General features: G+C 53.7%; 26 protein-coding genes and 1 pseudogene. 20 read left to right on the forward strand and 7 right to left on the reverse strand.

The window, feature by feature from the left end; genetic code table 11:
* Window positions 1-8: 8 nt before the first annotated feature.
* Entirely contained in the window at window positions 9-1,307 is a 1,299-nt protein-coding gene (locus HV243_RS05140; RefSeq protein WP_053389695.1) for an MFS transporter, read from the reverse strand.
* 318 nt (window positions 1,308-1,625) lie between these two features.
* Between HV243_RS05140 and HV243_RS05145 the strand changes: the two genes are divergently transcribed.
* The 5 genes and pseudogenes from HV243_RS05145 to HV243_RS05165 all read left to right on the forward strand — a co-directional run bounded on the left by HV243_RS05145 (window position 1,626) and on the right by HV243_RS05165 (window position 6,940).
* The gene (locus tag HV243_RS05145; protein ID WP_016157343.1) at window positions 1,626-2,411 is read left to right on the forward strand and encodes an SDR family oxidoreductase; all 786 of its coding nucleotides are present in this window, start codon (window positions 1,626-1,628) and stop codon (window positions 2,409-2,411) included.
* A 59-nt stretch (window positions 2,412-2,470) separates the two neighbouring features.
* A complete protein-coding gene (locus HV243_RS05150) occupies window positions 2,471-3,925 on the forward strand; it encodes an FAD-binding oxidoreductase (protein ID WP_053389696.1) in 1,455 nt (484 codons plus the stop codon).
* 45 nt (window positions 3,926-3,970) lie between these two features.
* Window positions 3,971-5,329, forward strand: a pseudogene (locus HV243_RS05155) (MFS transporter); the annotation flags it as partial.
* The gene (locus HV243_RS05160; RefSeq protein ID WP_053389698.1) at window positions 5,307-6,089 is read left to right on the forward strand and encodes an electron transfer flavoprotein subunit beta/FixA family protein; all 783 of its coding nucleotides are present in this window, start codon (window positions 5,307-5,309) and stop codon (window positions 6,087-6,089) included. The pseudogene HV243_RS05155 and the gene HV243_RS05160, both read left to right, overlap by 23 nt.
* On the forward strand, window positions 6,086-6,940 hold the full coding sequence (locus HV243_RS05165) for an electron transfer flavoprotein subunit alpha/FixB family protein (RefSeq protein WP_053389699.1): 855 nt from the start codon (window positions 6,086-6,088) through the stop codon (window positions 6,938-6,940). Before HV243_RS05160 ends, HV243_RS05165 begins: the two co-directional genes overlap by 4 nt.
* A gap of 50 nt (window positions 6,941-6,990) precedes the next feature.
* On the opposite strand, the gene HV243_RS05170 is transcribed toward HV243_RS05165, so the two are convergent.
* The 4 genes from HV243_RS05170 to queD form a co-directional block, all read right to left on the reverse strand.
* On the reverse strand, window positions 6,991-7,566 hold the full coding sequence (locus HV243_RS05170; protein WP_016154221.1) for a glycerol-3-phosphate responsive antiterminator: 576 nt from the start codon (window positions 7,564-7,566) through the stop codon (window positions 6,991-6,993).
* Window positions 7,567-7,582: 16 nt separating this feature from the next.
* The gene (locus HV243_RS05175; RefSeq protein WP_046276160.1) at window positions 7,583-7,843 is read right to left on the reverse strand and encodes a ferredoxin; all 261 of its coding nucleotides are present in this window, start codon (window positions 7,841-7,843) and stop codon (window positions 7,583-7,585) included.
* Window positions 7,834-9,105: an FAD-dependent oxidoreductase gene (locus HV243_RS05180; RefSeq protein ID WP_053389700.1), complete on the reverse strand. Its 1,272-nt coding sequence runs from the start codon at window positions 9,103-9,105 to the stop codon at window positions 7,834-7,836. Before HV243_RS05180 ends, HV243_RS05175 begins: the two co-directional genes overlap by 10 nt.
* An 81-nt stretch (window positions 9,106-9,186) precedes the next feature.
* Window positions 9,187-9,549 carry a 6-carboxytetrahydropterin synthase QueD gene (queD, locus tag HV243_RS05185; protein WP_016154218.1) on the reverse strand — a complete coding sequence of 121 codons (363 nt, stop codon included), beginning with the start codon at window positions 9,547-9,549 and terminating at the stop codon, window positions 9,187-9,189.
* 305 nt (window positions 9,550-9,854) lie between these two features.
* On the opposite strand from queD, the gene cysJ reads away from it, so the two are divergent.
* The 3 genes from cysJ to cysH all read left to right on the forward strand — a co-directional run bounded on the left by cysJ (window position 9,855) and on the right by cysH (window position 14,184).
* Window positions 9,855-11,654 (forward strand): NADPH-dependent assimilatory sulfite reductase flavoprotein subunit, encoded by a 1,800-nt coding sequence (gene cysJ, locus HV243_RS05190; RefSeq protein ID WP_053389701.1) that lies wholly within the window; start codon window positions 9,855-9,857, stop codon window positions 11,652-11,654.
* A complete protein-coding gene (gene cysI, locus HV243_RS05195; RefSeq protein WP_016154216.1) occupies window positions 11,654-13,366 on the forward strand; it encodes an assimilatory sulfite reductase (NADPH) hemoprotein subunit in 1,713 nt (570 codons plus the stop codon). Before cysJ ends, cysI begins: the two co-directional genes overlap by 1 nt.
* 83 nt (window positions 13,367-13,449) lie before the next feature.
* Window positions 13,450-14,184, forward strand: coding sequence for a phosphoadenosine phosphosulfate reductase (cysH, locus tag HV243_RS05200; RefSeq protein WP_053389702.1), 735 nt, complete (start codon window positions 13,450-13,452; stop codon window positions 14,182-14,184).
* A gap of 44 nt (window positions 14,185-14,228) precedes the next feature.
* Here the strand turns inward: cysH and HV243_RS05205 are convergent, their stop codons facing one another.
* Window positions 14,229-15,272, reverse strand: coding sequence for an aminopeptidase (locus HV243_RS05205; protein ID WP_016157334.1), 1,044 nt, complete (start codon window positions 15,270-15,272; stop codon window positions 14,229-14,231).
* 254 nt (window positions 15,273-15,526) lie between these two features.
* Between HV243_RS05205 and cysD the strand changes: the two genes are divergently transcribed.
* From cysD to HV243_RS05255, 10 genes are all read left to right on the forward strand, one after another.
* Complete coding sequence (gene cysD, locus HV243_RS05210) at window positions 15,527-16,435, forward strand: sulfate adenylyltransferase subunit CysD (protein WP_053389703.1); 909 nt, start codon at window positions 15,527-15,529, stop codon at window positions 16,433-16,435.
* 9 nt (window positions 16,436-16,444) lie between these two features.
* The gene (gene cysN, locus HV243_RS05215; protein ID WP_053389704.1) at window positions 16,445-17,872 is read left to right on the forward strand and encodes a sulfate adenylyltransferase subunit CysN; all 1,428 of its coding nucleotides are present in this window, start codon (window positions 16,445-16,447) and stop codon (window positions 17,870-17,872) included.
* Entirely contained in the window at window positions 17,872-18,477 is a 606-nt protein-coding gene (gene cysC / locus HV243_RS05220) for an adenylyl-sulfate kinase (protein ID WP_019077557.1), read from the forward strand. The genes cysN and cysC overlap by 1 nt, the downstream gene beginning before the upstream one ends.
* Window positions 18,478-18,524: 47 nt before the next feature.
* On the forward strand, window positions 18,525-18,848 hold the full coding sequence (locus tag HV243_RS05225) for a DUF3561 family protein (protein ID WP_016154211.1): 324 nt from the start codon (window positions 18,525-18,527) through the stop codon (window positions 18,846-18,848).
* Between the two features lie 215 nt (window positions 18,849-19,063).
* Window positions 19,064-19,375 (forward strand): cell division protein FtsB, encoded by a 312-nt coding sequence (gene ftsB / locus HV243_RS05230; RefSeq protein ID WP_003034163.1) that lies wholly within the window; start codon window positions 19,064-19,066, stop codon window positions 19,373-19,375.
* An 18-nt stretch (window positions 19,376-19,393) separates the two neighbouring features.
* A complete protein-coding gene (gene ispD / locus HV243_RS05235) occupies window positions 19,394-20,104 on the forward strand; it encodes a 2-C-methyl-D-erythritol 4-phosphate cytidylyltransferase (protein ID WP_046274807.1) in 711 nt (236 codons plus the stop codon).
* Complete coding sequence (gene ispF, locus HV243_RS05240) at window positions 20,104-20,583, forward strand: 2-C-methyl-D-erythritol 2,4-cyclodiphosphate synthase (RefSeq protein WP_016154209.1); 480 nt, start codon at window positions 20,104-20,106, stop codon at window positions 20,581-20,583. The genes ispD and ispF overlap by 1 nt, the downstream gene beginning before the upstream one ends.
* Complete coding sequence (gene truD / locus HV243_RS05245) at window positions 20,580-21,629, forward strand: tRNA pseudouridine(13) synthase TruD (protein WP_016154208.1); 1,050 nt, start codon at window positions 20,580-20,582, stop codon at window positions 21,627-21,629. The genes ispF and truD overlap by 4 nt, the downstream gene beginning before the upstream one ends.
* Window positions 21,610-22,371: a 5'/3'-nucleotidase SurE gene (surE, locus tag HV243_RS05250; protein WP_016154207.1), complete on the forward strand. Its 762-nt coding sequence runs from the start codon at window positions 21,610-21,612 to the stop codon at window positions 22,369-22,371. The genes truD and surE overlap by 20 nt, the downstream gene beginning before the upstream one ends.
* Entirely contained in the window at window positions 22,365-22,991 is a 627-nt protein-coding gene (locus HV243_RS05255; protein ID WP_003034172.1) for a protein-L-isoaspartate(D-aspartate) O-methyltransferase, read from the forward strand. The genes surE and HV243_RS05255 overlap by 7 nt, the downstream gene beginning before the upstream one ends.
* Window positions 22,992-23,023: 32 nt before the next feature.
* Here the strand turns inward: HV243_RS05255 and HV243_RS25485 are convergent, their stop codons facing one another.
* Window positions 23,024-23,251 (reverse strand): hypothetical protein, encoded by a 228-nt coding sequence (locus HV243_RS25485; protein WP_225622947.1) that lies wholly within the window; start codon window positions 23,249-23,251, stop codon window positions 23,024-23,026.
* Between HV243_RS25485 and nlpD the strand changes: the two genes are divergently transcribed.
* Both nlpD and rpoS read left to right on the forward strand, forming a co-directional pair.
* On the forward strand, window positions 23,154-24,236 hold the full coding sequence (nlpD, locus tag HV243_RS05260; RefSeq protein WP_230330220.1) for a murein hydrolase activator NlpD: 1,083 nt from the start codon (window positions 23,154-23,156) through the stop codon (window positions 24,234-24,236). The genes HV243_RS25485 and nlpD overlap by 98 nt on opposite strands.
* A gap of 62 nt (window positions 24,237-24,298) precedes the next feature.
* Window positions 24,299-25,291: an RNA polymerase sigma factor RpoS gene (gene rpoS, locus HV243_RS05265; protein ID WP_000081498.1), complete on the forward strand. Its 993-nt coding sequence runs from the start codon at window positions 24,299-24,301 to the stop codon at window positions 25,289-25,291.
* Window positions 25,292-25,294 lie beyond the last annotated feature (3 nt).

Consider the following 25,294-nt stretch of genomic DNA (forward strand, 5'->3'; position numbering starts at 1 on the left):
TTCCATCTTCACTCGTCGGAGGTTTCTGCGGCCAGTGAGGTTATCTTTTCCGGTGCGGCGTTGTTGGTGCGAATTTTGCGAAACAATAAGAACGTGAAGAGGATGACCATGCACAGCGCCGCCAGTCCCATCAGCCACATATTGCGATAGGCTTGTGCCGCCGGGAGCGTATCCTGCCAGTGGCCGACAATCGGATAGACGAACACGTCGGGCAGAAAACCGATCACCGAGCAGATCCCTACGGTGGTTCCCATGATGTAAGAAGGTGTTCTGGCCTCGCCGGGACAGGCCCAGTAAAGCCCGCGCGAGGCGTAGCAGGTGAAGCCCAGCAGCAGAATCAGGCCGATCCCCATAACCACGGACTGCGGATTTGAGTTCGTCACCAGCAGGGCAATCAGCGCAGCGGCACCGACAATTGAAAGCAGTTGCACCACGCGCGTTGGCGACTTAATTTTGCTGTAGGTGGTGATGATGCCGCCCAACGGCCCACAGATAGCCCGGAAGATCTTGTTGATGACGATCCCCATGTAGCTCGCCGCGACCAGCGACATGCCGTACATTTCAGTCAGATAGTTGGTGGAGTAGCTGAGAATGGCGTAGATCGTAAAGACGCCAAAAATAACCATGCTGCAATACCAGGTGGTGCTGATACGCAGCACGGCGATGATATCTTTGAGCTGAAACGCCTGCTTATCCTCTTTCGCACCGTGGCTGCGGCTGTTGCCATCGTTCACGAAGAACCAGCACAAAATTCCCAACAGGATGTAAACCACGCTATAAATCAGGATCACGGCCTTCAGGCTGTTGCTGTCGTCCGGTGCGAAGCGAGAAAAGACCCACATGGTAAATACCGCCAGCGACATGACGCCGACGCCGCGCAGGCCTTCCATCCAGCCCATGATTTTCCCTTGTTCACTGTGATCCCCCAGCAGCGAGGCGGCTTTAATTGATACCGACCACAGCATCAGGATTGTCGTGATGGCAAAGGCGACCTGAATACAGAGCATGACCCACAACGGTGGATAGGTCATCATCAGCAGACCGAGCAAGCCGGTAATTATCATGGCTGAGGTAATCATTTTTCGATGGGAGAATTTATCGGCAATAACCCCGCTGGGTGCATACAGAATAATAGCGGCAACGCCAAAGGTACTCATTATTAATCCAATTTCGGTATTGCTAAATCCCATGAATTTTGCCATGGGAATTTGATAGATATAACGTAAATAGGCTAAATCAAAACTAACGCCACCACTGAAACTAATAATGGCGAGTGTTATCCAACGGCGATATGAGGATTGTTGCATATCGGGCTCTCATTTTATGCAGACAAAAAAAAGAGAAAAGTAAACCGCCCTTTCAGGTGGATTACTTTTCTCAGGTCTCTAGTAATTGCGCTTAGAAATAACATGGAAGTGTGGGTTATAGTGTGAGAATAATCACGCTTCTTGTTTTTAGTCATCAATACAGAATGAACAAAGCATCTGTGATTTTGATCACGTTAGATATTTTCTCGTTATGCTAAAAATTCATTCCAGTTACCAGAGATAATGAGAAAGGTGACTTCCCTCTAGCGGGGGAAGTTGCCTTTCTTTTTTTTTGCCTAAAGGAATTTGGAGCCAGCTATGTCAATCGAATCTCTCAATGCATTCTCAATGAATTTTTTCTCCCTGAAAGGGAAAACGGCGATCGTAACGGGCGGCAACAGCGGTCTGGGTCAGGCTTTTGCGATGGCGCTGGCGAAAGCCGGGGCGAATCTGTTTATCCCAAGTTTTGTAAAAGATAACGGCGAAACGAAGGAAATTATTGAAAAACAGGGTGTTGAAGTCGAGTTTATACAGGTGGATATCACCGAAAAAGGGGCACCGCAGAAGATTATCGCCGCCTGCTGCGAGCGTTTTGGCACCGTTGATATTCTGGTGAACAACGCCGGAATTTGTAAGCTGAATAAGGTACTGGACTTTGGTCGTGCGGACTGGGATCCGATGATTGACGTCAACCTGACGGCGGCGTTTGAACTGAGCTACGAAGCGGCAAAAATTATGATTCCGCAAAACAGCGGTAAAATTATAAATATCTGTTCTTTGTTCTCTTATCTTGGCGGACAGTGGTCTCCGGCTTATTCAGCGACAAAACATGCGCTTGCCGGTTTTACCAAGGCGTATTGCGATGAATTGGGGCAATATAATATTCAGGTTAACGGTATCGCACCGGGATATTATGCAACGGATATTACGCTGGCTACGCGCAGCAATCCGGAAACGAATCAGCGCGTATTGGATCATATCCCAGCTAATCGTTGGGGCGATACCCAGGATTTAATGGGGGCTGCGATATTCCTTGCCAGTCAGGCTTCTAATTATGTTAACGGTCATTTACTGGTCGTCGATGGCGGTTATTTAGTTCGCTAATATCTACCTATAGTTTCTGTATTATTAATTGTTCTGCTAATTATCAGGAAGGAATAGCTATGCCTTTATCTCGCGAAGCGATTGTTGACCAGTTAAAAGAAATTGTTGGGTCCGAACGCGTAATTACCGATGAAACGGTATTAAAGAAAAACAGTATTGACCGCTTTCGTAAATATGCCGACATTCACGGTATTTATACACTACCCATTCCGGCGGCAGTGGTAAAACTCGGTTCGACAGAGCAGGTTTCCCGCGTTCTGGCGTTTATGAATCAGCATAAAATCAATGGAGTTCCGCGTACCGGCGCATCCGCGACGGAAGGGGGGCTGGAAACGGTGGTTAAAGACTCCGTGGTGCTGGACGGGGCAGGGATGAACCAGATCCTGAGCATGGATATCGAAAATATGCAGGCGACCGCTCAATGCGGCGTGCCGCTTGAGATTCTGGAAAATGCATTGCGCGAAAAAGGATATACCACCGGGCATTCGCCGCAGTCTAAGCCGCTGGCGCAGATGGGCGGCCTGGTTGCAACCCGCAGCATCGGGCAGTTCTCCACTCTTTACGGTGCCATTGAAGATATGGTCGTGGGGCTGGAGGCGGTGCTGCCGGACGGCACGGTAACCCGCATCAAGAACGTGCCACGCCGGGCTGCCGGGCCGGACATTCGCCACATCATCATTGGGAACGAAGGCGCGCTGTGCTATATCACTGAAGTAACAGTGAAAATATTCAAGTTCACGCCGGAAAATAACCTGTTTTACGGCTACATTCTGGACGACATGAAAATCGGTTTCGACATCCTGCGTGAGGTGATGGTGGAAGGCTACCGTCCTTCGATTGCACGCCTGTATGACGCCGAGGATGGTACCCAGCATTTCACGCACTTCGCTGACGGGAAATGCGTGTTGATCTTCATGGCTGAGGGCAATCCGCGAATGGCGCAAGCCACTGGCGAGGGCATTGCGGAGATCGTCGCGCGTTATCCACAGTGTAAGCGTGTGGACAGCAAGCTAATTGAGAACTGGTTTAACCATCTGAACTGGGGCCCGGAAAAAGTGGCTGCCGAACGCGTACAGATCCTGAAAACCGGCAATATGGGCTTTACGACGGAAGTTTCCGGCAGCTGGAGCTGCATCCATCAAATTTACGAAAACGTGATCCATCGTATTCGTACTGAATTCCCGCACGCGGATGACATCACCATGCTGGGCGGTCACTCTTCCCATAGTTATATCAACGGTACCAACATGTACTTTGTGTATGACTACAACGTAGTGGACTGCAAGCCGGAAGAGGAGATTGATAAGTACCACAACCCGCTTAACAAGATTATTTGCGAAGAGACGATCCGTCTTGGCGGCTCAATGGTGCATCACCACGGCATCGGCAAGCATCGTGTTCACTGGAGCAAGCTGGAACATGGCAGCGCGTGGCCGCTGCTGGAAGGTCTGAAACGTCAGTTTGATCCAAACGGCATTATGAACACGGGAACGATCTACCCGATTGAGAAATAAACATCAGCTGGCTTCCTGATCGGGAAGCCACAATTTTACCGGACAGGGGTAGAAATGAACACTTCACCGGTGCGAATGGACGATTTACCGCTTAACGGTTTTCACTGTCGTATTGCCGCCTTGACCTTTGGTGCTCACCTTACCGACGGCTATGTTCTTGGCGTTGTCGGCTATGCCATTATTCAGTTAACACCTGCCATGCAGCTCACGCCGTTTATGGCCGGGATGATTGGCGGCTCGGCGCTGCTCGGGTTGTTTCTCGGTAGTCTGGTGTTGGGCTGGATTTCAGACCACATTGGTCGACAGAAGATCTTCACTTTCAGCTTTGTGCTGATCACTATCGCCTCTTTTTTACAGCTTTTCGCCACCTCGCCGGAACAGCTTATTGGTTTACGCATCCTGATTGGGATTGGGCTGGGAGGCGATTATTCCGTGGGACACACCCTGCTGGCCGAATTTTCACCACGACGACATCGGGGAGTGTTACTGGGGGCTTTTAGCGTGGTATGGACCATCGGCTATGTGCTGGCAAGCCTGGCGGGACACCACTTTATTACCGAAAGCCCGGATGCCTGGCGCTGGCTGCTGGCGTCGGCGGCGCTGCCCGCACTATTGATTACCCTGCTTCGCTGGGGGACGCCGGAATCGCCTCGCTGGCTGCTGCGCCAGGGGCGTTTCGCGGAAGCCCACGCTATTGTTCACCGCTATCTTGGGCCGCACGTATTGCTCGGCGACGAGGTTTCTGCGGCGTCCGGGAAACACATCAAAACGCTCTTTTCCCCTCTCTACTGGCGGCGAACCGCGTTTAACAGCGTGTTTTTTGTTTGTCTGGTGATCCCCTGGTTTGTTATCTACACCTGGCTGCCTACCATTGCCGGGACCCTCGGCCTGGAGGATGCGCTCACCGCCAGCCTGCTGCTGAATGCGTTGTTAATCGTTGGCGCACTGCTGGGGCTGGTATTAACACATCTGCTGGCGCACCGACGGTTTCTGCTTGGGAGTTTTTTTCTGTTGGCTGCCACGCTGGTGGTGATGGCTTTTCTGCCATCTGGTAGCTCGTTGACGCTGCTGCTTTTTGTCCTGTTCAGCACCACAATTTCTGCGGTCAGTAATCTGGTAGGGATCCTGCCTGCTGAAAGCTTCCCGACGGATATCCGTTCGCTGGGCGTGGGTTTTGCGACGTCGATGAGCAGATTGGGCGCAGCAATCAGCACCGGCCTGCTGCCCTGGACGCTGGCGCAATGGGGGATGCAGGTCACGCTGCTGCTGCTGGCTGGCGTGCTCCTCATTGGATTTGTGGTGACCTGGCTATGGGCACCGGAAACGAAGGCATTGCCGCTGGTGGCGGCCGGAAGCGTGGAGAAAATACAGGGAGGAGCAAATGAACATTCTGTTCGCGTTTAAGGCCGAACCAGACTCCGGCATGTTGGCGGAAAAAGACTGGCTGGCGGCGACGGAAGATAACCGTGGCCCGGACACCGCGCTGCTGCGCTGTTCTCCTGGTGCCGATGAGCAGGCGGCTGCAGCATTACTGCTGGCGCAACGTCGTGAAGGTTGTGATATGACGTTAACCGCGCTAAGCATTAGCGATGAGCGTGCGATTCATTGGTTGCGCTATTTTGCTGCGCTGGGTTTTGATAAGCCGGTGTTGCTGGAAACGACGGCGGATCTGCGCTTTGCGCCGGAATTCATTGCCCGGCAAATAACTGACTGGCAGCGTCATCACGGCGCGGATTTGATTATCACTGGCTGTCAGAGTAGCGAAGGGCAGAACGGGCAAACGCCATTTCTGATGGCTGAAATGCTGGCCTGGCCCTGCTTTACCCAGGTGGAGCGTTTTACGCTGACGCCGCCTTTTATTGTTGTCGAACAGCGAACGACAACCGGGTTACGCCGCTGCCGGGTGCGGCTTCCGGCAGTGATTGCCGTCAGGCAGTGTGGTGAAGTGGCGCTTCCCGTCCCCGGAATGCGTCAGCGTCTGGCGGCGGCAAAAGCGGAGATTTTACGTCAGCCAGCGTCCAGTGATGAACCCCCGAACGTGCAATGTCAGAAGCTGGTGCGACCGGCGCAGCGGCGCAGCGCCACGATTATCGACGGCGCGACGGCGCAGGAAAAAGCGCGGATATTGTGGAATGATTATTTGCGCCAGAGGATGCAGCCATGAAGATCGTTGTGATTACGGAATCGGGTGAATGCGCTGCACTGGCAGGCTGGATTGCAGAAAACGCGTTTAATGCAGCAGAACTGGAACGCTGGACTCTCGACCCGATGCCGGACGTGGCGGAGCAGGTGCTGGACGCGCTGGCGGCGCAGTGGTTGCTGACGCCAGCCGACATCCTGATTTTCCCGGCGGGTGCGCTGGGGGATGAGCTTGCGACGCGGCTGGCCTGGCGTCTGCATGGCGGCAGCGTTTGCCAGGTGCAGACGCTGGATGCGCAACAGGGGCTGGTGACGAAATTCCACTGGGGGAATGCGCTGACGGCCAGGCTACAAATCACCGCGCGCCCCTGGTGCCTGTCACTGGCACGACAACCGGAAACGAGCGCGTCGGGCAACGTTCTTCCCGTGATGGTTGAACGCCGAATTGCCCCCACGACACCTCCGGGCTGGCTGGATAGCGTAGAAAGCATCGACCGTGTTACAGCTCATCCTTTGTTGCAGGCCCGGCGTGTGCTGGTGGTCGGGCAGGGAAGAAGTGACGCCGATGCCGAAAAAATTACCGCTCTTGGTAAGGAGTTTGGTGCCGAAGTGGGATACAGCCGTGCACGGGTGATGAATGGCGGCTTTGACGCTGAGCGCGTGATTGGCATCTCAGGTCATCTGCTTGCGCCGGATGTCTGCATTGTCGCGGGGGCATCCGGCGCGGCGGCGCTAATGGCCGGGGTTCGTCAGAGCCGGTTCGTCGTGGCGATAAACAGTGACGCCAGAGCGCCGGTCTTCTCACAGGCGGATGTCGGCATTGTGGATGACTGGCTGCCGGTGCTGGAGGCGTTGGCAGCCATCGCAGAAAATTAATCCAGGGGGAGGCCGGATCAGGTGTTTACACCGCTATCCGGCGGCTCGGGTTAATGCAGCTTTTTCGCTAACGTCCAGACGTCGGTGTTGGTAGTTGAAAGCGCCGCCACACCGGCTTTCATCGCATTGCGGGCGTCCTCTTCATCGCAAACCAGACCACCGGCAATCAACGGCTGGCGTATTTTTTCCGTCACCCATCCCAGCACTTTCGGCATGCATCCCGGTAGTATCTCAATACAGTCCGGGTTTGACTGTGCGACCTGCTTATCAATGTTGTGAAAGGAGATGGAGTCGACGATAAACAGGCGATGAATACAGAAAAAGCCCTCTGCCCGCGCCGCTTTCAGCATCGACGCTTTGGTACTGATGATGCCGTCGGCCTCGGTGACCAACTTCAGAAACTGGATCACCACCTCTTTATTAGACGCGCCCTCCAGCAGATCAACGTGGATAAATGCGTATTTACCGGCAGTTTTAATCTTCTTCACGATATGGCTGATGGTGCAGATATTGCCGTACAAAACAGAGATGAACTGGCATTCGGAATCGATGGCTAATTGTAGGCTGGCGTTGTCTTTCACCGCGGCAATAACCGGATTCTGGCGAAGCAGGTGTAACAGGGGCATAAATTATCCTATTAAATTATCCAAATCGGTAAGTGATGCCAAAGCCGGACGCGGGGTAGCGCCACTGTTGCAGCGTTTTTTCATCACACAGCAGTCGACAGGTGCCGCACTCCAGGCAGCCGCGAAAGTTGACCCGTAGCTCACCTTCCGCCGTAAGAGAAAACAGTCCGGCGGGGCAGGACGTAATCAACCGTTCTGCCGTTTTGCTGTCAATAACGGTCGCAGGAACAATATGTGAAATGTCGGCGGGACGCCAGACGTTACGGGCTACAGACATCGTAAGCTCCTGATGATATCGCCTGCCAGATGACGCAGGCCGTGACGACGAAACTGACGCCAGACAATCTGGCGCAGCGGGGCTACCGGGCGGTCGCCCTGATGCCAGATTTCACGGGAAATAGCCTCCATCAGCATGGGCCATTGGCGATACCATCCGGGGCGCTGGAGCAACGCCGGAACATCCCGGTAACGTTGCAGAACGTCCCACAGCAGGCTGTGCTGGATGTCGTGGTGATAAGCCGGAAACAGATTTTGCGGCTCGCGTTTCCGGCAGGCGTTAATCAATGTTTGCGCCGCAGCCTGAGCACCAATGAGCGCCATATCCATGCCGCGAACGGACAAACCGGTATTCACACAGCTGCGCAGCGCATCGCCCACCAGCAGCCAGCCTTCTCCTGCATATTGTACGGGCAGGCTGTGCAACCCGCCTTCTGGAACCAGATGCGCACCATATTCCAGCGTTTCGCTGCCTCTGAGCAGCGGATGTAACGCCGGATGCGTCTTGAGCCGCTCCAGCAGTTCAGCCGCCGGGACATCGCTTTGTGCCAAAGAGGAGAGCGGACAAACCACGCCCAGAGAGAGCGTCTCCTGATTGGTATAGAGAAACGCGCCGCCGGGAAGTTCGCCACAAATATTGCCACTGAACAGCATTGCCGCGCCTTCGTCATTGGATAAGCGGAAACGTTCCTCAAGTAACGATTTATCCAGCGCCAAAGTCTCTTTAATGCCTAATGCCATTGCGGTTGTCGAGGGACGCGGCAGGAATCCGTAGCGCTCGGCCAGTACGCTGTTTGCCCCTTCCGCCAGTACCACATAACGGGCGCGCAGCGTCTCGTTATCGGCAATAACGCCGCAGACTCTGCCCTCTTCGATATGGAGCGCCTCGACCGTCACACCGCTGATAAACTGTACGCCTTCGTCCTCGGCCTGGGCGACAAACCACGGGTCGAAGCGGGCGCGCAGCAGGCTCCATGAGTTTCCCTCCGGTTGCAGGCTGGAGTACGTTGTTGCGCCATCGCGAGTTAACAGCGAGAGATTTTCCTGGGTAATTCGGCGTTCAAGTGGGGCTGAATGTTGGAAGTGGGGAAGAAGTTCACCGAGCGCGTGAGTATACAGACGCCCGCCGGAAAGGTTTTTACTGCCGGGAAGCTCGCCGCGTTCAATAAGCAAAACTGACAGTCCTGCTCGCACGCAGCGTAAAGCACAAGCGGTGCCCGCTATCCCTGCACCGATAATAATAATATCGAAATCGTCAGACATGTTGTGCTCCAGATATCCAGAGCACATAACCCTAACAGAGTGTTAGTTAAGGAAAATTGACCGTCGCCACAGACGATACAATCATTCCCCGCGATACACGCAGCCTGCTGTGCAGGTCTCTTTCACCATTACGGCACTCAGCAGAGGGACAACCGGTTTAACCTGATCCCAAATCCATTTGGCCAGAACTTCACTGGTTGGGTTTTCTAAGCCGGGAATATCGTTCAGATAGTAGTGATCGAGTCTGTTGTAAGTTGGCTTAAACGCGGCTTTTAACTCAGAAAAATCCATGATCCAACCGGTATGCGGATCGACTTCACCGGTAATTTCAAGACGCACCATAAATGAGTGACCATGCAGGCGGCCACACTTATGCCCTTCCGGTACATGCGGCAGGCGGTGAGCGGCTTCGAAGGTGAAATCTTTAAACAAGGTGGTGGACATTTTTTACTCTCAAGAATGCGAAAAACCGCCGTAGGGTACCGTAAAGAGCGAATTTTATCATTAGTTAAAAGGGCGCTGAGTATCAGAACGACCGATTCATGATGGTAATATTTAATAATTATTGATATATCATATAGTTATCCAATCTGTTTTGCTGTTAATAACTATAACTAAAACAGGTTAGTTCATTTGGTTATTTGTTATTTCTATCCCTTCTTTAATTGTTACTATCCCCGCCGTTAACCTTATCTTCAGTTTGGGTTTTATTGCTGAAATCCGCTTTGCTTACTGGAACATGACAACGCATGACGACACAGGCCCCACCTTCCGCTCTGCTACCGCTAAACCCGGAGCAACTGGCACGCCTTCAGGCGGCCACGACCGATTTCACTCCCGCACAGCTTGCGTGGGTTTCTGGCTATTTTTGGGGCGTGCTGAATCAGCAGCCAGGCAGCAATGCGGCGACTCCTGCGCCTGCTGCTGAAATGCCTGGCATTACGCTTATCTCCGCCTCGCAAACCGGTAATGCGCGTCGTGTGGCGGAAGCCCTGCGCGATGATCTGATCGCTGCAAAGCTCAACGTCACTCTCACCAATGCTGGCGACTATAAATTCAAACAAATCGCCAATGAGAAATTGCTGATCGTAGTGGCGTCGACGCAAGGGGAAGGTGAACCGGCGGAAGAAGCCGTAGCGTTGCATAAATTCCTGTTCTCGAAAAAAGCGCCGAAGCTCGATAACACCGCTTTTGCCGTGTTTGGTCTTGGTGACACTTCTTACGAGTTTTTCTGTCAGTCAGGAAAAGACTTCGATGCAAAACTGGCTGAGCTGGGCGGTGAACGCTTGCTTGACCGCGTGGATGCCGACGTCGAATACCAGGGCGCGGCAGCCGAATGGCGTGCCCGTCTGGTTGATGTCCTGAAAGCGCGTGCCCCTGCGGCATCGTCTGTGCAAATTGCTGCGAGCGGTGCGGTAAACGAAGTACACACCAGCCCGTACACCAAAGAAGCGCCGCTGACGGCGTCGCTTGCGGTGAATCAGAAAATCACCGGTCGCGACTCGGAAAAAGATGTGCGCCATATCGAAATCGATCTCGGCGATTCCGGCCTGCGCTACCAGCCGGGCGATGCCTTAGGAGTCTGGTATCAGAACGATCCTGAGCTGGTCAAAGAGCTGGTTGAATTGCTGTGGCTGAAAGGAGATGAGCCGGTCACGGTTGACGGCAAAACCCTGTCGCTCACCGAAGCGCTGCAGTGGCATTTCGAGCTGACGGTTAACACCGGCAATATCGTCGAGAACTATGCCACTTTAACCCGTAGCGACTCTCTGCTGCCGCTGGTGGGCGACAAAGCGCAATTGCAGCATTACGCCGCAACCACGCCAATCGTCGATATGGTGCGTTTCTCCCCAGCGCAACTGGACGCCCAAACGTTGGTTGAACTTCTGCGCCCGCTGACGCCGCGTTTGTATTCTATTGCCTCTTCCCAGGCGGAAGTGGAAAGCGAAGTGCACGTCACCGTGGGCGTGGTGCGTTATGACATTGAAGGTCGGGCCCGTGCTGGCGGTGCGTCCAGTTTCCTCGCCGATCGCGTGGAAGAAGAGGGTGAAGTGCGCGTGTTCATCGAACACAACGATAACTTCCGCCTGCCGGCTAACCCGCAGACACCGGTGATTATGATTGGACCAGGCACGGGGATTGCGCCGTTCCGTGCATTCATGCAGCAGCGTGCGGCTGACGGAGCCGAAGGCAAAAACTGGCTGTTTTTTGGCAACCCACACTTTACCGAAGATTTCCTGTACCAGGTGGAATGGCAGCGTTACGTCAAAGAGGGCGTGCTGAGCCGTATCGATCTGGCCTGGTCCCGTGACCAGAAAGAAAAAATATACGTACAAGACAAACTGCGCCAACAGGGTGCGGAACTGTGGCGCTGGATAAACGACGGTGCCCACATTTATGTCTGCGGCGACGCCAATCGCATGGCGAAAGACGTTGAGCAGGCTTTGTTGGAAGTGATTGCCGAATTCGGTTCTATGGATATCGAAGCGGCGGATGAATTTTTAAGTGAGCTGCGCATTGAGCGCCGTTATCAGCGAGATGTCTACTAATGAGCGAAAAATACCCAGGACCATTGGTGGTCGAAGGCAAGCTGTCCGACGCTGAGCGTATGAAGCTGGAAAGCAACTATCTGCGCGGTACGATTGCCGAAGATTTAAACGACGGCCTGACCGGCGGCTTCAAAGGCGATAACTTCCTGCTGATCCGTTTTCACGGTATGTACCAGCAGGATGACCGCGATATCCGCGCCGAACGAGCTGAGCAAAAGCTGGAGCCGCGTCACGCGATGCTGCTGCGCTGCCGTCTGCCGGGTGGGGTGATCACCACCAAACAGTGGCAGGCGATCGACACGTTCGCCCATGACAACACGATTTACGGCAGCATTCGTCTGACCAACCGTCAGACCTTCCAGTTTCACGGCATTCTGAAGAAGAACGTTAAGCCGGTACACCAGATGCTGCATTCGGTCGGGCTGGACGCGCTGGCGACCGCCAACGACATGAACCGTAACGTTCTGTGTACCTCTAACCCGTACGAGTCCGAGCTGCACGCCCAAGCCTATGAATGGGCGAAGAAGATCTCCGAACATCTGCTGCCGCGTACTCGCGCCTATGCAGAAATTTGGCTGGATCAGGAGAAGGTAGCGACCACCGACGAAGAGCCGATCCTCGGTCAAACCTATCTGCCGCGTAAGTTTAAAACCACGGTTGTAATCCCGCCGCAGAACGACATCGATCTGCACGCCAACGACATGAACTTCGTAGCGATTGCCGAAAACGGCAAGCTGGTGGGCTTTAACCTGCTGGTCGGCGGTGGTTTGTCGATTGAGCACGGCAATAAGAAAACCTACGCCCGCACCGCGAGCGAGTTCGGCTATCTGCCGCTGGAGCACACCCTGGCGGTAGCAGAAGCTGTGGTGACAACGCAGCGCGACTGGGGCAATCGTACCGATCGTAAAAACGCCAAAACCAAATACACGCTTGAACGCGTTGGTATCGACACGTTCAAAGAGGAAGTGGAGCGTCGCGCGGGCATCAAATTTGAGCCGATCCGCCCGTACGAGTTCACCGGTCGCGGCGATCGTATTGGTTGGGTAAAAGGGATCGACAATAACTGGCACCTGACGCTGTTTATTGAAAACGGCCGTATCCTGGATTATCCGGGCCGTCCGCTGAAAACCGGCCTGCTGGAGATCGCGAAGATCCACAAAGGGGATTTCCGCATCACCGCCAACCAGAACCTGATCATTGCTGGTGTGCCGGAAAGCCAAAAAGCGAAGATCGAGAAGCTGGCGCGCGATCACGGATTGATGAATGCGGTGAAGCCGCAGCGTGAAAACTCGATGGCCTGCGTGTCGTTCCCGACCTGTCCGCTGGCGATGGCGGAGGCCGAACGTTTCCTGCCATCGTTCACTGATAAAGTGGAAGCTATTCTCGAAAAACACGGCATTCCTGACGAGCATATCGTGATGCGCGTTACAGGCTGCCCGAACGGCTGCGGCCGCGCGATGCTGGCGGAACTGGGCCTGGTGGGTAAAGCCCCGGGGCGCTACAACGTACACCTTGGCGGTAACCGCATGGGCACGCGCATTCCGCGTATGTATCGCGAAAATATTACGGAATCGGAAATTCTCGACTCCGTTGACGAACTGGTTGGGCGCTGGGCGAAAGAGCGCGAAGCGGGTGAAGGCTTCGGTGATTTTACGGTGCGTGCGGGCATCATTCGCCCGGTGCTCGATCCCGCCCGGGATTTCTGGGAATAAAGTGAAATTGACTTATCGGGTCTGCTGAATCTGTAGGCCTGATAAGCGCAGCGCCATCAGGCAAGGTAAACAGCGAGGAATTTATGTCCAAACTCGATCTCAACGCGTTGAACGCGCTGCCGAAAGTTGAACGCGTTATGGCGTTGGCACAAACCAACGACCAACTGGAAAAATTGAGCGCAGAGGATCGCGTGGCGTGGGCGCTGGAAAACCTGCCTGGTGAATATGTACTGTCATCAAGCTTTGGTATCCAGGCGGCAGTAAGCCTGCACCTGGTGAATCAGGTTCACCCGGATATCCCGGTGATCCTCACCGATACCGGCTATTTGTTCCCGGAAACCTACCAGTTTATTGATGAGTTAACGGACAAGCTCAAGCTTAATCTGCAAGTCTACCGGGCGAAGGAGAGCGCGGCCTGGCAGGAAGCGCGCTACGGCAAACTGTGGGAGCAGGGCGTTGAAGGCATTGAGAAATACAATGAGATCAACAAAGTCGAGCCGATGAACCGCGCGCTTAAAGAACTCAATGCGCAAACCTGGTTTGCCGGTCTGCGCCGCGAGCAGTCGGGCAGCCGGGCGCATTTGCCGGTGTTGGCTATCCAGCGCGGCGTGTTTAAAGTGCTGCCGATCATCGACTGGGACAACCGTACCGTTTACCAGTACCTGCAAAAGCACGGCCTGAAATACCATCCACTGTGGGATCAGGGCTATCTGTCAGTTGGTGATACCCATACCACCCGCAAATGGGAGCCGGGTATGGCGGAAGAAGAGACGCGGTTCTTCGGATTGAAGCGCGAGTGCGGATTGCACGAAGGGTAAAAGATAAAAGCCCGGTAATGATTACATATTACCGGGCTTCTTCGTCAGGATTTACCCGCCTTTGCCAGTTCTTTCACCAGCGGGAGCATAATGCGTACCACGTCGCGGCTACGGTGCTCTATCCTGCCCGGTAAGGCTTTATCGATATGCTGCTGGTTATCCAGTCGCACATCGTGCCAGCTGTTGCCTGCCGGGAACGAGGCGCTTTTGGCGCGCTGTTGATAGCCATCTTTCTTGCCCAGACTCCAGTTGGTTGCTTCAACGGAGAGCACGGCAATGCCCGCGTTGTCAAAGACCTCTGCATCGTTACAACATCCAGTACCTTTCGGATAGTTTTTGTTCAGTCCCGGATTGGTGCTGGCTACGATACCGCGGCTGTGCGCGATGGCCAGCGCCCGGTCACGCGTCAATTTTCGCACCGCTTCCGGGGTTTTCTTACCGCTATTGAAATAGAGCTTATCGCCGACGATCAGGTTATCGAGGTTGATAACCAGCAGCGTATTTTTCTTCTCGGCGGCGCTCATTCGTTTCAGGATGTTCTCCGCGCCCAGTTTGCCTTCTTCCTCGCCGCTGGTGGCGATAAATCGAATGCCGTACTGCGTCGGCACGTCTTTGAGTTTTTCCGCCAGTTCCAGCATCACGCCAAGTCCTGCGGCGTTGTCATCAATACCTTGCAGGGTCAATCCACCCAGATTGGCATCGGAATCGGCGTCGCTCTGCGCGGCGTAGGTGTCGAGGTGCGCCATGATAATAATCTGCTGTGGCGCTTTACCCTCATGTGCGGCAATAACGGTACTTCCCGTGACGTTATGCCAGTTTTTACGGTTATTTTTGGCGGTATAAACATAACGGCTATTAAATGTTCGAATATCACTGCTGTAGCCCATCTGCTGAAATTGCTGACGAATATAATCAGCAGACAACATTTCTGCCGGAGAGCCCGTTACTCGGCCTGGGAAAAACGTTGCGATATATCGAGCCTGGGTATTTGCGATATCTCCAGGTTTGGAAGATGTTGCCTGTGCGGGAAGGATAAAGCACGCGCCGAGCGCCAGGATTGCAAGAAGGGGGCGCGTTGCGGAAAACATAATGAGTCCTTAAATACCAAGCAGAAATTTTTAGCCGCTAGTATGAAACCGTGATCGAGGTAAAACAATTTCATTTGCTCCTAAATGCCCTAAATTCGGTAGCTTAAGCACTTTTTGATATTTGCTTTTCCGGATCGTTATTCCTTTGAGGAACTACTCATTCCAATTCGTAATTTCATTCGCCCTCTTGCCCTCCCTATAGTCAGGTTATCTGAGCATCGTTAGCAAAATAACGGCATTACATAGGAACGGTTATGGATCAAAAACGACTTACCCACCTGCGGCAACTGGAAGCGGAAAGCATCCATATTATTCGTGAGGTGGCCGCCGAGTTTTCGAATCCGGTGATGATGTATTCCATCGGCAAAGATTCCAGCGTAATGCTGCATCTGGCGCGTAAAGCATTTTATCCTGGCACGTTGCCGTTCCCTCTGCTGCACGTTGATACCGGCTGGAAATTCAGCGAGATGTACGAGTTTCGTGACCGCACGGCGAAAGCCTACGGTTGTGAACTGCTGGTGCATAAAAACCCGGAAGGGGTGGCGATGGGCATCAACCCGTTTGTTCACGGTAGCGCCAAGCATACCGATATTATGAAAACCGAAGGGTTGAAGCAGGCGTTGAACAAATACGGTTTCGACGCCGCGTTCGGTGGCGCTCGTCGTGACGAAGAGAAATCCCGTGCCAAGGAGCGCATTTATTCTTTCCGCGATCGTTTTCATCGCTGGGACCCTAAAAATCAGCGTCCGGAACTGTGGCATAACTACAACGGACAGATTAACAAAGGCGAAAGCATTCGCGTATTCCCGCTCTCCAACTGGACTGAACAGGATATCTGGCAGTACATCTGGCTGGAAAATATCGACATCGTGCCGCTGTACCTGGCGGCGGAGCGTCCGGTGCTGGAACGCGACGGCATGCTGATGATGATTGATGACGACAGAATCAATCTGCAACCGGGCGAAGTGATTAAAAAACGCATGGTGCGTTTCCGTACGCTCGGCTGCTGGCCGTTAACAGGCGCGGTGGAGTCGAATGCGCAGACGCTGCCTGAAATCATCGAAGAGATGCTGGTCTCAACCACCAGTGAACGTCAGGGCCGCGTGATTGACCGCGACCAGGCGGGCTCCATGGAGCTGAAGAAACGTCAGGGGTATTTCTAAGGAGCCGCCATGAACACGACACTTGCACAACAAATTGCTAATGAAGGCGGCGTTGAAGCCTGGATGGTCGCCCAGCAACACAAAAGCCTGCTGCGTTTTTTAACCTGCGGTAGCGTGGATGACGGGAAAAGCACCCTGATTGGTCGCCTGCTGCACGACACGCGTCAGATTTATGAAGACCAGCTTTCATCGCTGCACAACGACAGTAAACGTCACGGTACTCAGGGCGAAAAGCTCGATCTGGCGTTATTGGTTGACGGCTTGCAAGCCGAGCGCGAGCAGGGCATCACCATCGACGTGGCTTACCGTTATTTCTCTACCGAGAAGCGTAAATTTATTATTGCGGATACTCCCGGTCATGAGCAATACACCCGCAACATGGCGACCGGTGCGTCGACCTGCGACCTGGCGATCCTGCTGATCGATGCGCGTAAAGGCGTGCTGGATCAGACCCGTCGTCACAGCTTTATCTCCACGCTACTTGGGATCAAACACCTGGTGGTGGCGATCAACAAAATGGATCTGGTGAACTTTAGCGAAGAGACATTTAACCGCATTCGCGAAGACTATCTTACTTTTGCTGAACAGTTGCCGGGCAACCTGGATATCCGGTTTGTGCCGCTCTCTGCGCTGGAAGGCGACAACGTGGCTTCACAAAGCGCCAGCATGTCGTGGTACAGCGGTCCGACGCTACTGGAAGTACTGGAAACCGTTGAGATCCAACGCATAGTTGATACTCAGCCGATGCGCTTCCCGGTGCAGTATGTGAACCGACCGAATCTGGATTTTCGTGGTTATGCCGGGACGCTGGCCTCCGGTAGTGTGAAGGTAGGGCAACGCGTCAAAGTGCTGCCATCCGGCGTTGAGTCGAGCGTGGCACGGATCGTAACCTTTGATGGTGATTTACAGGAAGCACATGCGGGTGAAGCGATCACCCTGGTATTGAAAGATGAGATCGATATCAGCCGGGGCGACCTGCTGCTTGATGCCGGTGAAGCGTTACCTGCGGTACAACGCGCTGCCGTTGATGTGGTGTGGATGGCGGAACAACCGTTGTCGCCTGGACAGAGCTACGACATCAAAGTCGCCGGTAAGAAGACCCGCGCACGCGTTGATAACGTGCAGTACCAGATTGATATTAATAACCTGACCCAACGTGATGTTGAAGCGTTGCCGCTAAACGGCATCGGTCTGGTTAATCTGACCTTTGATGAGCCGCTGGTGCTGGATACCTATCAGCAGAACCCGGTTACGGGCGGGCTGATTATCATTGACCGCCTGACCAACGTTACCGTTGGCGCGGGGCTGGTACGTGAGCCAATCGTCCAGGAGCACACCGCGGCTTCTCAGTTCAGCGCGTTTGAGCTGGAGCTTAATGCGTTAGTGCGTCGCCATTTCCCGCACTGGGGCGCGCGCGATCTGCTGGGAGGAAAATAATGGCGCTGCATGACGAAAACGTCGTCTGGCATGCCCATCCTGTTACACCGCAACAGCGGGAACAACGCCACGGTCATCGTGGTGTTGTGCTGTGGTTTACCGGGCTGTCTGGTTCCGGTAAATCCACGGTAGCAGGGGCGCTGGAAGAGGCGTTGCACAAGCTGGGAGTGAGTACCTATTTGTTGGATGGCGATAACGTGCGCCACGGCCTGTGCAGCGATCTTGGGTTTAGCGATGCCGATCGTAAGGAGAATATTCGTCGGGTTGGCGAGGTGGCTAACCTGATGGTGGATGCGGGTCTTGTGGTGTTGACCGCCTTTATCTCTCCACATCGCGCCGAACGCAAAATGGTCCGTGAACGCGTTGGCGAAGGGCGTTTTATTGAGGTTTTTGTCGATACGCCGCTGGCAACGTGCGAATTACGCGATCCAAAAGGGCTGTATAAAAAAGCGCGGGCGGGTGAGTTGCGTAATTTCACCGGAATTGATTCGGTATACGAAGCGCCTGAATCGCCAGAGATTCACCTTGATGGTGAACAATTGGTAACAAATTTGGTACCCCAATTATTAGACCTGCTGAGGCAGGAAGATATTATCAGATCCTGAGACACCCGAGCTTGTATGCCCGGTCAGTCACGGTCACAGGATTAGATATGCGTAACAGCCATAACATTACTATTACAGAGTCAGATACCTTCGCCGCCGACGATGAAACCACCTGGTCACTACCGGGTGCCGTGGTCGGTTTTATCGCGTGGCTGTTGGCGCTGGGGATTCCGTTTCTGATTTATGGCCCTAACACACTCTTTTTCTTCATTTATACCTGGCCCTTTTTCCTCGCATTGCTGCCCGTGGCGATTGTCGCGGGTATTGCGCTGCACTCCCTATTGAAGGGGCTGTTGCTGTTGAGCATTACCTGCACCCTGCTGGTGGTTGGGGCGATGTTTGGCGCGCTATTTCTGTGGTTGTTGGGTTAGGCAAACGCCTTTTTTTAACAATCGCTGATGTTGCTCACTCTCTGGTCATAATTCAAACCGTAACCAACAATGAGATTATGTTCTCCTTACACGGGGTATACGTAACAACGGGCAAATGTGGTACATTTGCCCGCGTTGTCGCGGCATTCCCGACCGTTGATGTAAAGTTGTCTGCGGAAGTTATGGGATGTTAATGCCGTTTTTCAGGGGGCAGGATGGGTAAACTAACGCTGCTGTTGCTGGCTTTATTGGTCTGGCTGCAGTATTCGCTGTGGTTCGGTAAGAACGGCATACATGACTATAGTCGCGTCAACGATGATGTTGCTGCGCAGCAAGCTACGAACGCGAAACTAAAAGCACGTAACGATCAGCTCTTTGCCGAAATTGACGATCTCAATGGCGGACAAGAGGCTATTGAGGAGCGCGCGCGCAACGAACTCAGCATGACTAAGCCGGGCGAAACCTTTTATCGTCTGGTGCCTGACGCGTCTAAACGCGCTCAGACTGCAGGGCAAAATAATCGATAAACCGTCCAGGGATTTAACATGGCAGCCACTTTATTGGACGTTTGCGCCGTGGTGCCGGCTGCCGGGTTTGGCCGCCGAATGCAAACAGAGTGTCCTAAGCAGTACCTCTCTATTGGCAATAAAACCATTCTTGAACACTCGGTTGATGCGCTGCTGGCTCATCCCCGGGTGACGCGAGTCGTTATCGCTATCAGCCCAGGCGACAGCCGCTTTGCCCAACTTCCACTCGCCGCGCATCCGCAAATTACCGTAGTGGATGGCGGCAACGAGCGTGCCGATTCTGTCCTTGCCGGTTTGCAAGCCGCAGGTGAGGCCAGTTGGGTACTGGTGCATGACGCCGCGCGTCCGTGTCTGCACCAGGATGATTTAGCCCGTTTGCTGGCAATCAGTGAGACCAGCCGCACCGGCGGGATCCTGGCGGCACCAGTACGCGACACGATGAAGCGCGCGGAGCCGGGCCGAACAGACATTGCCCATACGGTCGATCGCACCGATTTATGGCACGCGTTGACGCCGCAGTTTTTCCCTCGCGAGCTGTTGCACGACTGCCTGACCCGTGCGCTCCTCGAAGGCGCAACCATTACGGATGAGGCCTCGGCGCTGGAATATTGCGGCTTACATCCTCAGCTCGTTGAAGGACGGGCTGATAATATTAAAGTAACGCGTCCAGAGGATTTGGCGTTGGCCGAATTTTATCTGACCCGGACTACCCACCAGGAGAAGACATAATGCGAATTGGACACGGTTTCGACGTACACGCTTTTGGCGGAGAAGGCCCAATTATCATTGGTGGTGTGCGCATCCCGTATGAAAAAGGATTGCTGGCGCATTCTGATGGCGATGTGGCGTTACACGCGCTAACCGATGCTCTGCTGGGCGCGGCTGCGCTGGGGGATATCGGTAAACTCTTCCCTGACACCGACCCGACCTTTAAAGGTGCCGATAGTCGTGAATTATTGCGAGAAGCCTGGCGGCGTATTCAGGCCAAAGGCTATACGCTTGGTAATGTGGATGTGACAATTATTGCTCAGGCACCGAAGATGCTGCCGCACATTCCGCAAATGCGCGTGTTTATTGCCGAAGATCTCGGCTGCCATATGGATGATGTTAACGTGAAAGCGACCACCACGGAAAAACTCGGTTTTACCGGGCGTGGGGAAGGGATTGCCTGTGAAGCAGTGGCGTTACTCATTAAGGCACCGAAATGACTGTGTTTGACGATCTGACGTATCTCCATGGCAAACCACTGGGCCATGGCGTCCTGAAAGCGAATCCGGAAGACTTTGTTGTCGTCGAAGATTTAGGCTTCGAACCGGATGGCGAAGGCGAGCATGTTTTGGTGCGCATCCTGAAAAACGGTTGTAACACCCGTTTTGTGGCTGACGCGCTGGCGAAATTCCTGAAAATTCACGCCCGTGAAGTGAGCTTTGCTGGGCAGAAAGATAAGCATGCGGTCACGGAACAGTGGCTGTGCGCGCGTGTACCGGGCAATGCAATGCCTGATCTAAGCAAATTTGAGCTCGAAGGCTGTAAAGTTCTGGAGTACGCGCGCCACAAGCGTAAGCTGCGTTTAGGGGCGCTGAAAGGCAACGAATTTACGCTGGTGTTGCGTGAAGTGAGCGAGCGAAATGACGTTGAAGCGCGTTTGCAGGCGATTAGCGAACGCGGCGTACCGAACTATTTTGGCGCTCAGCGTTTTGGTATTGGCGGTAGCAACCTGCAAGGGGCGCTGCGCTGGGCACAAAGCGATGCGCCGGTGCGCGATCGCAATAAACGCAGTTTTTGGTTGTCGGCGGCCCGTAGCGCGTTGTTTAATCAGATAGTCAGTGAACGCTTGAAAAAAACAGACTTTAATCAAGTTGTTGACGGCGATGCGCTACAATTATCCGGACGCGGAAGCTGGTTTGTCGCCACACAGGAAGAACACACTGAATTACAGCGTCGCGTCGATGAGAAAGAATTGATGATCACAGCGGCATTACCGGGCAGCGGTGAGTGGGGAACTCAGCGCGACGCACTGGCGTTTGAAAAAGCCGCTGTTGCTGATGAAACCGCGCTGCAGTCTCTGTTATTGCGCGAGAAAGTCGACGCGTCGCGTCGCGCTATGTTGCTGTATCCACAACAATTAAGCTGGAACTGGTGGGATGACGTAACCGTCGAGTTACGCTTCTGGCTACCGGCAGGTAGCTTCGCCACCAGTGTTGTAAGGGAACTTATTAACACAATGGGTGATTATGCGTATATTGCTGAGTAACGATGATGGGGTCCACGCACCCGGTATACAAACGCTGGCGAAAGCGCTGCGTGAGTTTGCTGACGTACAGGTGGTTGCCCCGGATCGTAACCGCAGTGGCGCGTCTAACTCGCTGACGCTGGAATCCTCACTTCGCACCTTTACCTATGATAACGGCGATATCGCCGTACAAATGGGTACGCCCACCGACTGCGTTTATCTGGGCGTGAACGCATTAATGCGTCCGCGTCCGGACATTGTCGTTTCTGGTATTAATGCGGGTCCTAATCTGGGTGATGATGTTATCTATTCCGGTACCGTTGCGGCGGCAATGGAAGGCCGTCATCTGGGATTCCCGGCGCTGGCTGTCTCACTTGATGGCCATAAACACTACGATACTGCTGCCGCAGTAACCTGTCGTATCTTACGGGCGCTGAGTCGTGAACCGCTGCGCACCGGTCGCATTTTGAATATCAACGTGCCGGATTTACCGCTGGATCAGATTAAAGGTATTCGCGTCACGCGCTGCGGCAGTCGCCATCCGGCGGATCAGGTTATTCCACAGCAGGACCCACGCGGTAATACCCTGTACTGGATCGGGCCACCGGGCGAAAAGTGCGACGCCGGGCCGGATACGGATTTTGCCGCCGTCGATGAAGGCTATGTTTCCATCACGCCGCTGCATGTCGATTTAACCGCATACGGCGCGCATGAAGTGGTTTCTGACTGGTTAGACAGCGTGGGAGTCGACACGCAATGGTAAGCAGACGCGTACACACTCTTCTTGAACAATTACGTGCGCAAGGCATCAGAGATGAGCTTGTCCTCGATGCGCTCGCCGCCGTGCCGCGTGAAAAATTCATTGATGAGGCGTTTGAACATAAGGCCTGGGACAATATTGCCCTGCCGATTGGTCAGGGGCAGACGATTTCGCAGCCTTATATGGTTGCGCGAATGACCGAACTGCTTGAGCTAACGCCGCAGTCTCGGGTGCTGGAAATTGGTACTGGCTCTGGCTACCAGACGGCGATTCTGGCGCACCTGGTGCATCATGTGTGCTCCGTTGAGCGCATTAAAGGTTTGCAATGGCAGGCGCGTCGCCGCCTGAAGCAGCTTGATTTACATAATGTTTCGACCCGTCATGGTGATGGATGGCAAGGCTGGCAGGCACGAGCTCCGTTTGACGCTATCATTGTAACGGCAGCGCCGCCCGAGATCCCGACCGCATTGATGATGCAACTGGATGAGGGCGGCATTCTCGTCTTACCCGTGGGCGATGAGCACCAGTTTCTGAAGCGGGTGCGTCGTCGGGGAGGCGAATTTATTATCGATACCGTGGAGGCCGTACGTTTCGTTCCCTTAGTGAAAGGGGAGCTTGCGTAGATAGCGCTGCTGAATACCTGGAGTTTTCCTGGTTATTCTCGAAAGAGTAAGCGTATTGTGACGGTGCCTTGCACGGTGATTACGTCACTGGTTTTAACCAATTTTCCTGGGGGATAAATGAGCGCGGGAAGCCACAAATTTACCGTTCGCCGCATTGCGGCATTGTCACTGGTTTCACTATGGTTGGCAGGTTGTTCAAACACCTCGAATCCACCAGCGCCGGTCAGCTCGGTTAACGGTAGTGCATCAACGAACACCAGTTCTGGCATGCTGATTACGCCTCCACCCAAAATGGGCTCGACGTCGACGGTACAGCAGACGCCACAGATCCAGTCGGTGCAGCAACCAACCACACAGCCAACGCAAATCCAGCCTGTTGCTCAACAGCCTGTGCAGATGGAAAACGGTCGTATTGTATACAATCGTAAGTATGGGAATATTCCGAAAGGTAGCTACACGGGCGGCAGTACCTATACTGTTAAGAAAGGCGATACCCTTTTCTATATTGCCTGGATCACCGGGAACGATTTCCGTGACCTCGCACAACGCAATAACGTTCCGGCCCCGTATGGCCTGAATGTCGGTCAAACTCTGCAAGTGGGCAACGCGTCTGGCGCACCGATTACCGGTGGCAATGCCATCACCCAGGCGGATGCAGCACAGCAAGGAGTTGTGACCAACCCTGCACAAAATTCCACCGTTGCTGTTGCTTCGAAACCAACAATTACGTATTCTGAGGATTCAGGTGAACAAAGTGCTAACAAAATGTTGCCGAACAACAAGCCTGCTGGGACTGTGGTCACAGCGCCTGTAACGGCTCCAGCAGTTAGCACAACCGAATCAACTGCAAGCTCAACGTCGACTAGCTCGCCAATCTCTACATGGCGCTGGCCGACTGACGGCAAAGTGATCGAAAACTTTGCAGCTACCGAAGGTGGCAATAAAGGGATCGACATTGCAGGCAGCAAAGGACAGGCTATTGTCGCGACCGCAGATGGACGCGTCGTCTATGCCGGTAATGCGCTGCGTGGTTACGGTAATCTTATTATCATCAAACATAACGATGATTACCTGAGCGCCTACGCCCATAACGATACAATGCTGGTCCGGGAACAACAAGAAATCAAGGCGGGGCAGAAAATAGCTACCATGGGTAGCACCGGAACCAGTTCAACACGCTTGCATTTTGAAATTCGTTACAAGGGGAAATCCGTAAACCCGCTGCGCTATTTACCGCAGCGATAATTAGGCGGAACCAGGCTTTCACGTGCTAGTTCCGTTAGGGATCACGGGTAGGAGCCACCTTTATGAGTCAGAATACGCTGAAAGTTCATGATTTAAATGAAGATGCGGAATTTGATGAGAACGGAGTAGAGGCTTTTGATGAAAAAGCCTTGAGTGAAGAGGAACCCAGTGATAACGACCTGGCTGAAGAAGAGCTGTTATCGCAGGGGGCCACACAGCGTGTGTTGGACGCGACTCAGCTTTACCTTGGTGAGATTGGTTATTCACCACTGTTAACAGCCGAAGAAGAAGTTTATTTTGCGCGTCGCGCACTGCGTGGAGATGTCGCATCTCGCCGTCGCATGATTGAAAGTAACCTGCGTCTGGTGGTGAAAATTGCTCGTCGTTATGGCAATCGTGGTCTGGCTTTGCTGGACCTGATTGAAGAGGGCAATTTAGGGCTTATCCGTGCCGTCGAGAAGTTTGACCCGGAACGTGGGTTCCGCTTCTCAACATACGCAACCTGGTGGATCCGCCAGACGATCGAACGGGCGATTATGAACCAAACCCGTACGATCCGACTGCCGATTCACATTGTAAAAGAGCTGAACGTCTATCTGCGTACCGCGCGTGAGTTGTCGCATAAACTGGACCACGAACCGAGTGCAGAAGAGATTGCTGAACAACTGGATAAACCGGTTGATGACGTCAGCCGTATGCTCCGACTCAACGAGCGTATTACCTCGGTAGACACCCCCCTGGGTGGCGATTCCGAAAAAGCGTTGCTGGATATTCTGGCCGATGAAAAGGAAAACGGTCCGGAAGACACCACGCAAGACGATGATATGAAACAGAGCATCGTCAAATGGCTGTTCGAACTGAACGCCAAACAGCGTGAAGTGCTGGCACGTCGTTTTGGTCTGCTGGGGTACGAAGCTGCGACACTGGAAGATGTGGGCCGTGAAATTGGTCTCACTCGTGAACGTGTTCGCCAGATTCAGGTTGAAGGTCTGCGTCGTCTGCGTGAAATTCTGCAGACTCAGGGACTGAATATCGAAGCGCTTTTCCGCGAGTAAGCA

Origin of the sequence: Citrobacter sp. RHBSTW-00599 (genome assembly GCF_013784065.1) — a bacterium.
GTDB lineage: Bacteria > Pseudomonadota > Gammaproteobacteria > Enterobacterales > Enterobacteriaceae > Citrobacter > Citrobacter braakii.

Bases quoted from the DNA above. Each gene is read 5' to 3' on its own strand.
- ispD (WP_046274807.1), top strand. From the start codon at position 19,394: ATGGCAGCCACTTTATTGGACGTTTGCGCCGTGGTGCCGGCTGCCGGG.
- HV243_RS05180 (WP_053389700.1), bottom strand. From the start codon at position 9,105: ATGTCTGACGATTTCGATATTATTATTATCGGTGCAGGGATAGCGGGC.
- ispF (WP_016154209.1), top strand. From the start codon at position 20,104: ATGCGAATTGGACACGGTTTCGACGTACACGCTTTTGGCGGAGAAGGC.
- cysD (WP_053389703.1), top strand. From the start codon at position 15,527: ATGGATCAAAAACGACTTACCCACCTGCGGCAACTGGAAGCGGAAAGC.
- truD (WP_016154208.1), top strand. From the start codon at position 20,580: ATGACTGTGTTTGACGATCTGACGTATCTCCATGGCAAACCACTGGGC.
- HV243_RS05145 (WP_016157343.1), top strand. From the start codon at position 1,626: ATGTCAATCGAATCTCTCAATGCATTCTCAATGAATTTTTTCTCCCTG.
- HV243_RS05160 (WP_053389698.1), top strand. From the start codon at position 5,307: ATGAACATTCTGTTCGCGTTTAAGGCCGAACCAGACTCCGGCATGTTG.
- HV243_RS05225 (WP_016154211.1), top strand. From the start codon at position 18,525: ATGCGTAACAGCCATAACATTACTATTACAGAGTCAGATACCTTCGCC.
- cysC (WP_019077557.1), top strand. From the start codon at position 17,872: ATGGCGCTGCATGACGAAAACGTCGTCTGGCATGCCCATCCTGTTACA.
- rpoS (WP_000081498.1), top strand. From the start codon at position 24,299: ATGAGTCAGAATACGCTGAAAGTTCATGATTTAAATGAAGATGCGGAA.
- HV243_RS05205 (WP_016157334.1), bottom strand. From the start codon at position 15,272: ATGTTTTCCGCAACGCGCCCCCTTCTTGCAATCCTGGCGCTCGGCGCG.
- HV243_RS05255 (WP_003034172.1), top strand. From the start codon at position 22,365: ATGGTAAGCAGACGCGTACACACTCTTCTTGAACAATTACGTGCGCAA.
- queD (WP_016154218.1), bottom strand. From the start codon at position 9,549: ATGTCCACCACCTTGTTTAAAGATTTCACCTTCGAAGCCGCTCACCGC.
- HV243_RS05175 (WP_046276160.1), bottom strand. From the start codon at position 7,843: ATGTCTGTAGCCCGTAACGTCTGGCGTCCCGCCGACATTTCACATATT.
- HV243_RS05150 (WP_053389696.1), top strand. From the start codon at position 2,471: ATGCCTTTATCTCGCGAAGCGATTGTTGACCAGTTAAAAGAAATTGTT.
- cysH (WP_053389702.1), top strand. From the start codon at position 13,450: ATGTCCAAACTCGATCTCAACGCGTTGAACGCGCTGCCGAAAGTTGAA.
- cysI (WP_016154216.1), top strand. From the start codon at position 11,654: ATGAGCGAAAAATACCCAGGACCATTGGTGGTCGAAGGCAAGCTGTCC.
- HV243_RS05165 (WP_053389699.1), top strand. From the start codon at position 6,086: ATGAAGATCGTTGTGATTACGGAATCGGGTGAATGCGCTGCACTGGCA.
- HV243_RS05170 (WP_016154221.1), bottom strand. From the start codon at position 7,566: ATGCCCCTGTTACACCTGCTTCGCCAGAATCCGGTTATTGCCGCGGTG.
- cysJ (WP_053389701.1), top strand. From the start codon at position 9,855: ATGACGACACAGGCCCCACCTTCCGCTCTGCTACCGCTAAACCCGGAG.
- surE (WP_016154207.1), top strand. From the start codon at position 21,610: ATGCGTATATTGCTGAGTAACGATGATGGGGTCCACGCACCCGGTATA.
- ftsB (WP_003034163.1), top strand. From the start codon at position 19,064: ATGGGTAAACTAACGCTGCTGTTGCTGGCTTTATTGGTCTGGCTGCAG.
- HV243_RS05140 (WP_053389695.1), bottom strand. From the start codon at position 1,307: ATGCAACAATCCTCATATCGCCGTTGGATAACACTCGCCATTATTAGT.
- cysN (WP_053389704.1), top strand. From the start codon at position 16,445: ATGAACACGACACTTGCACAACAAATTGCTAATGAAGGCGGCGTTGAA.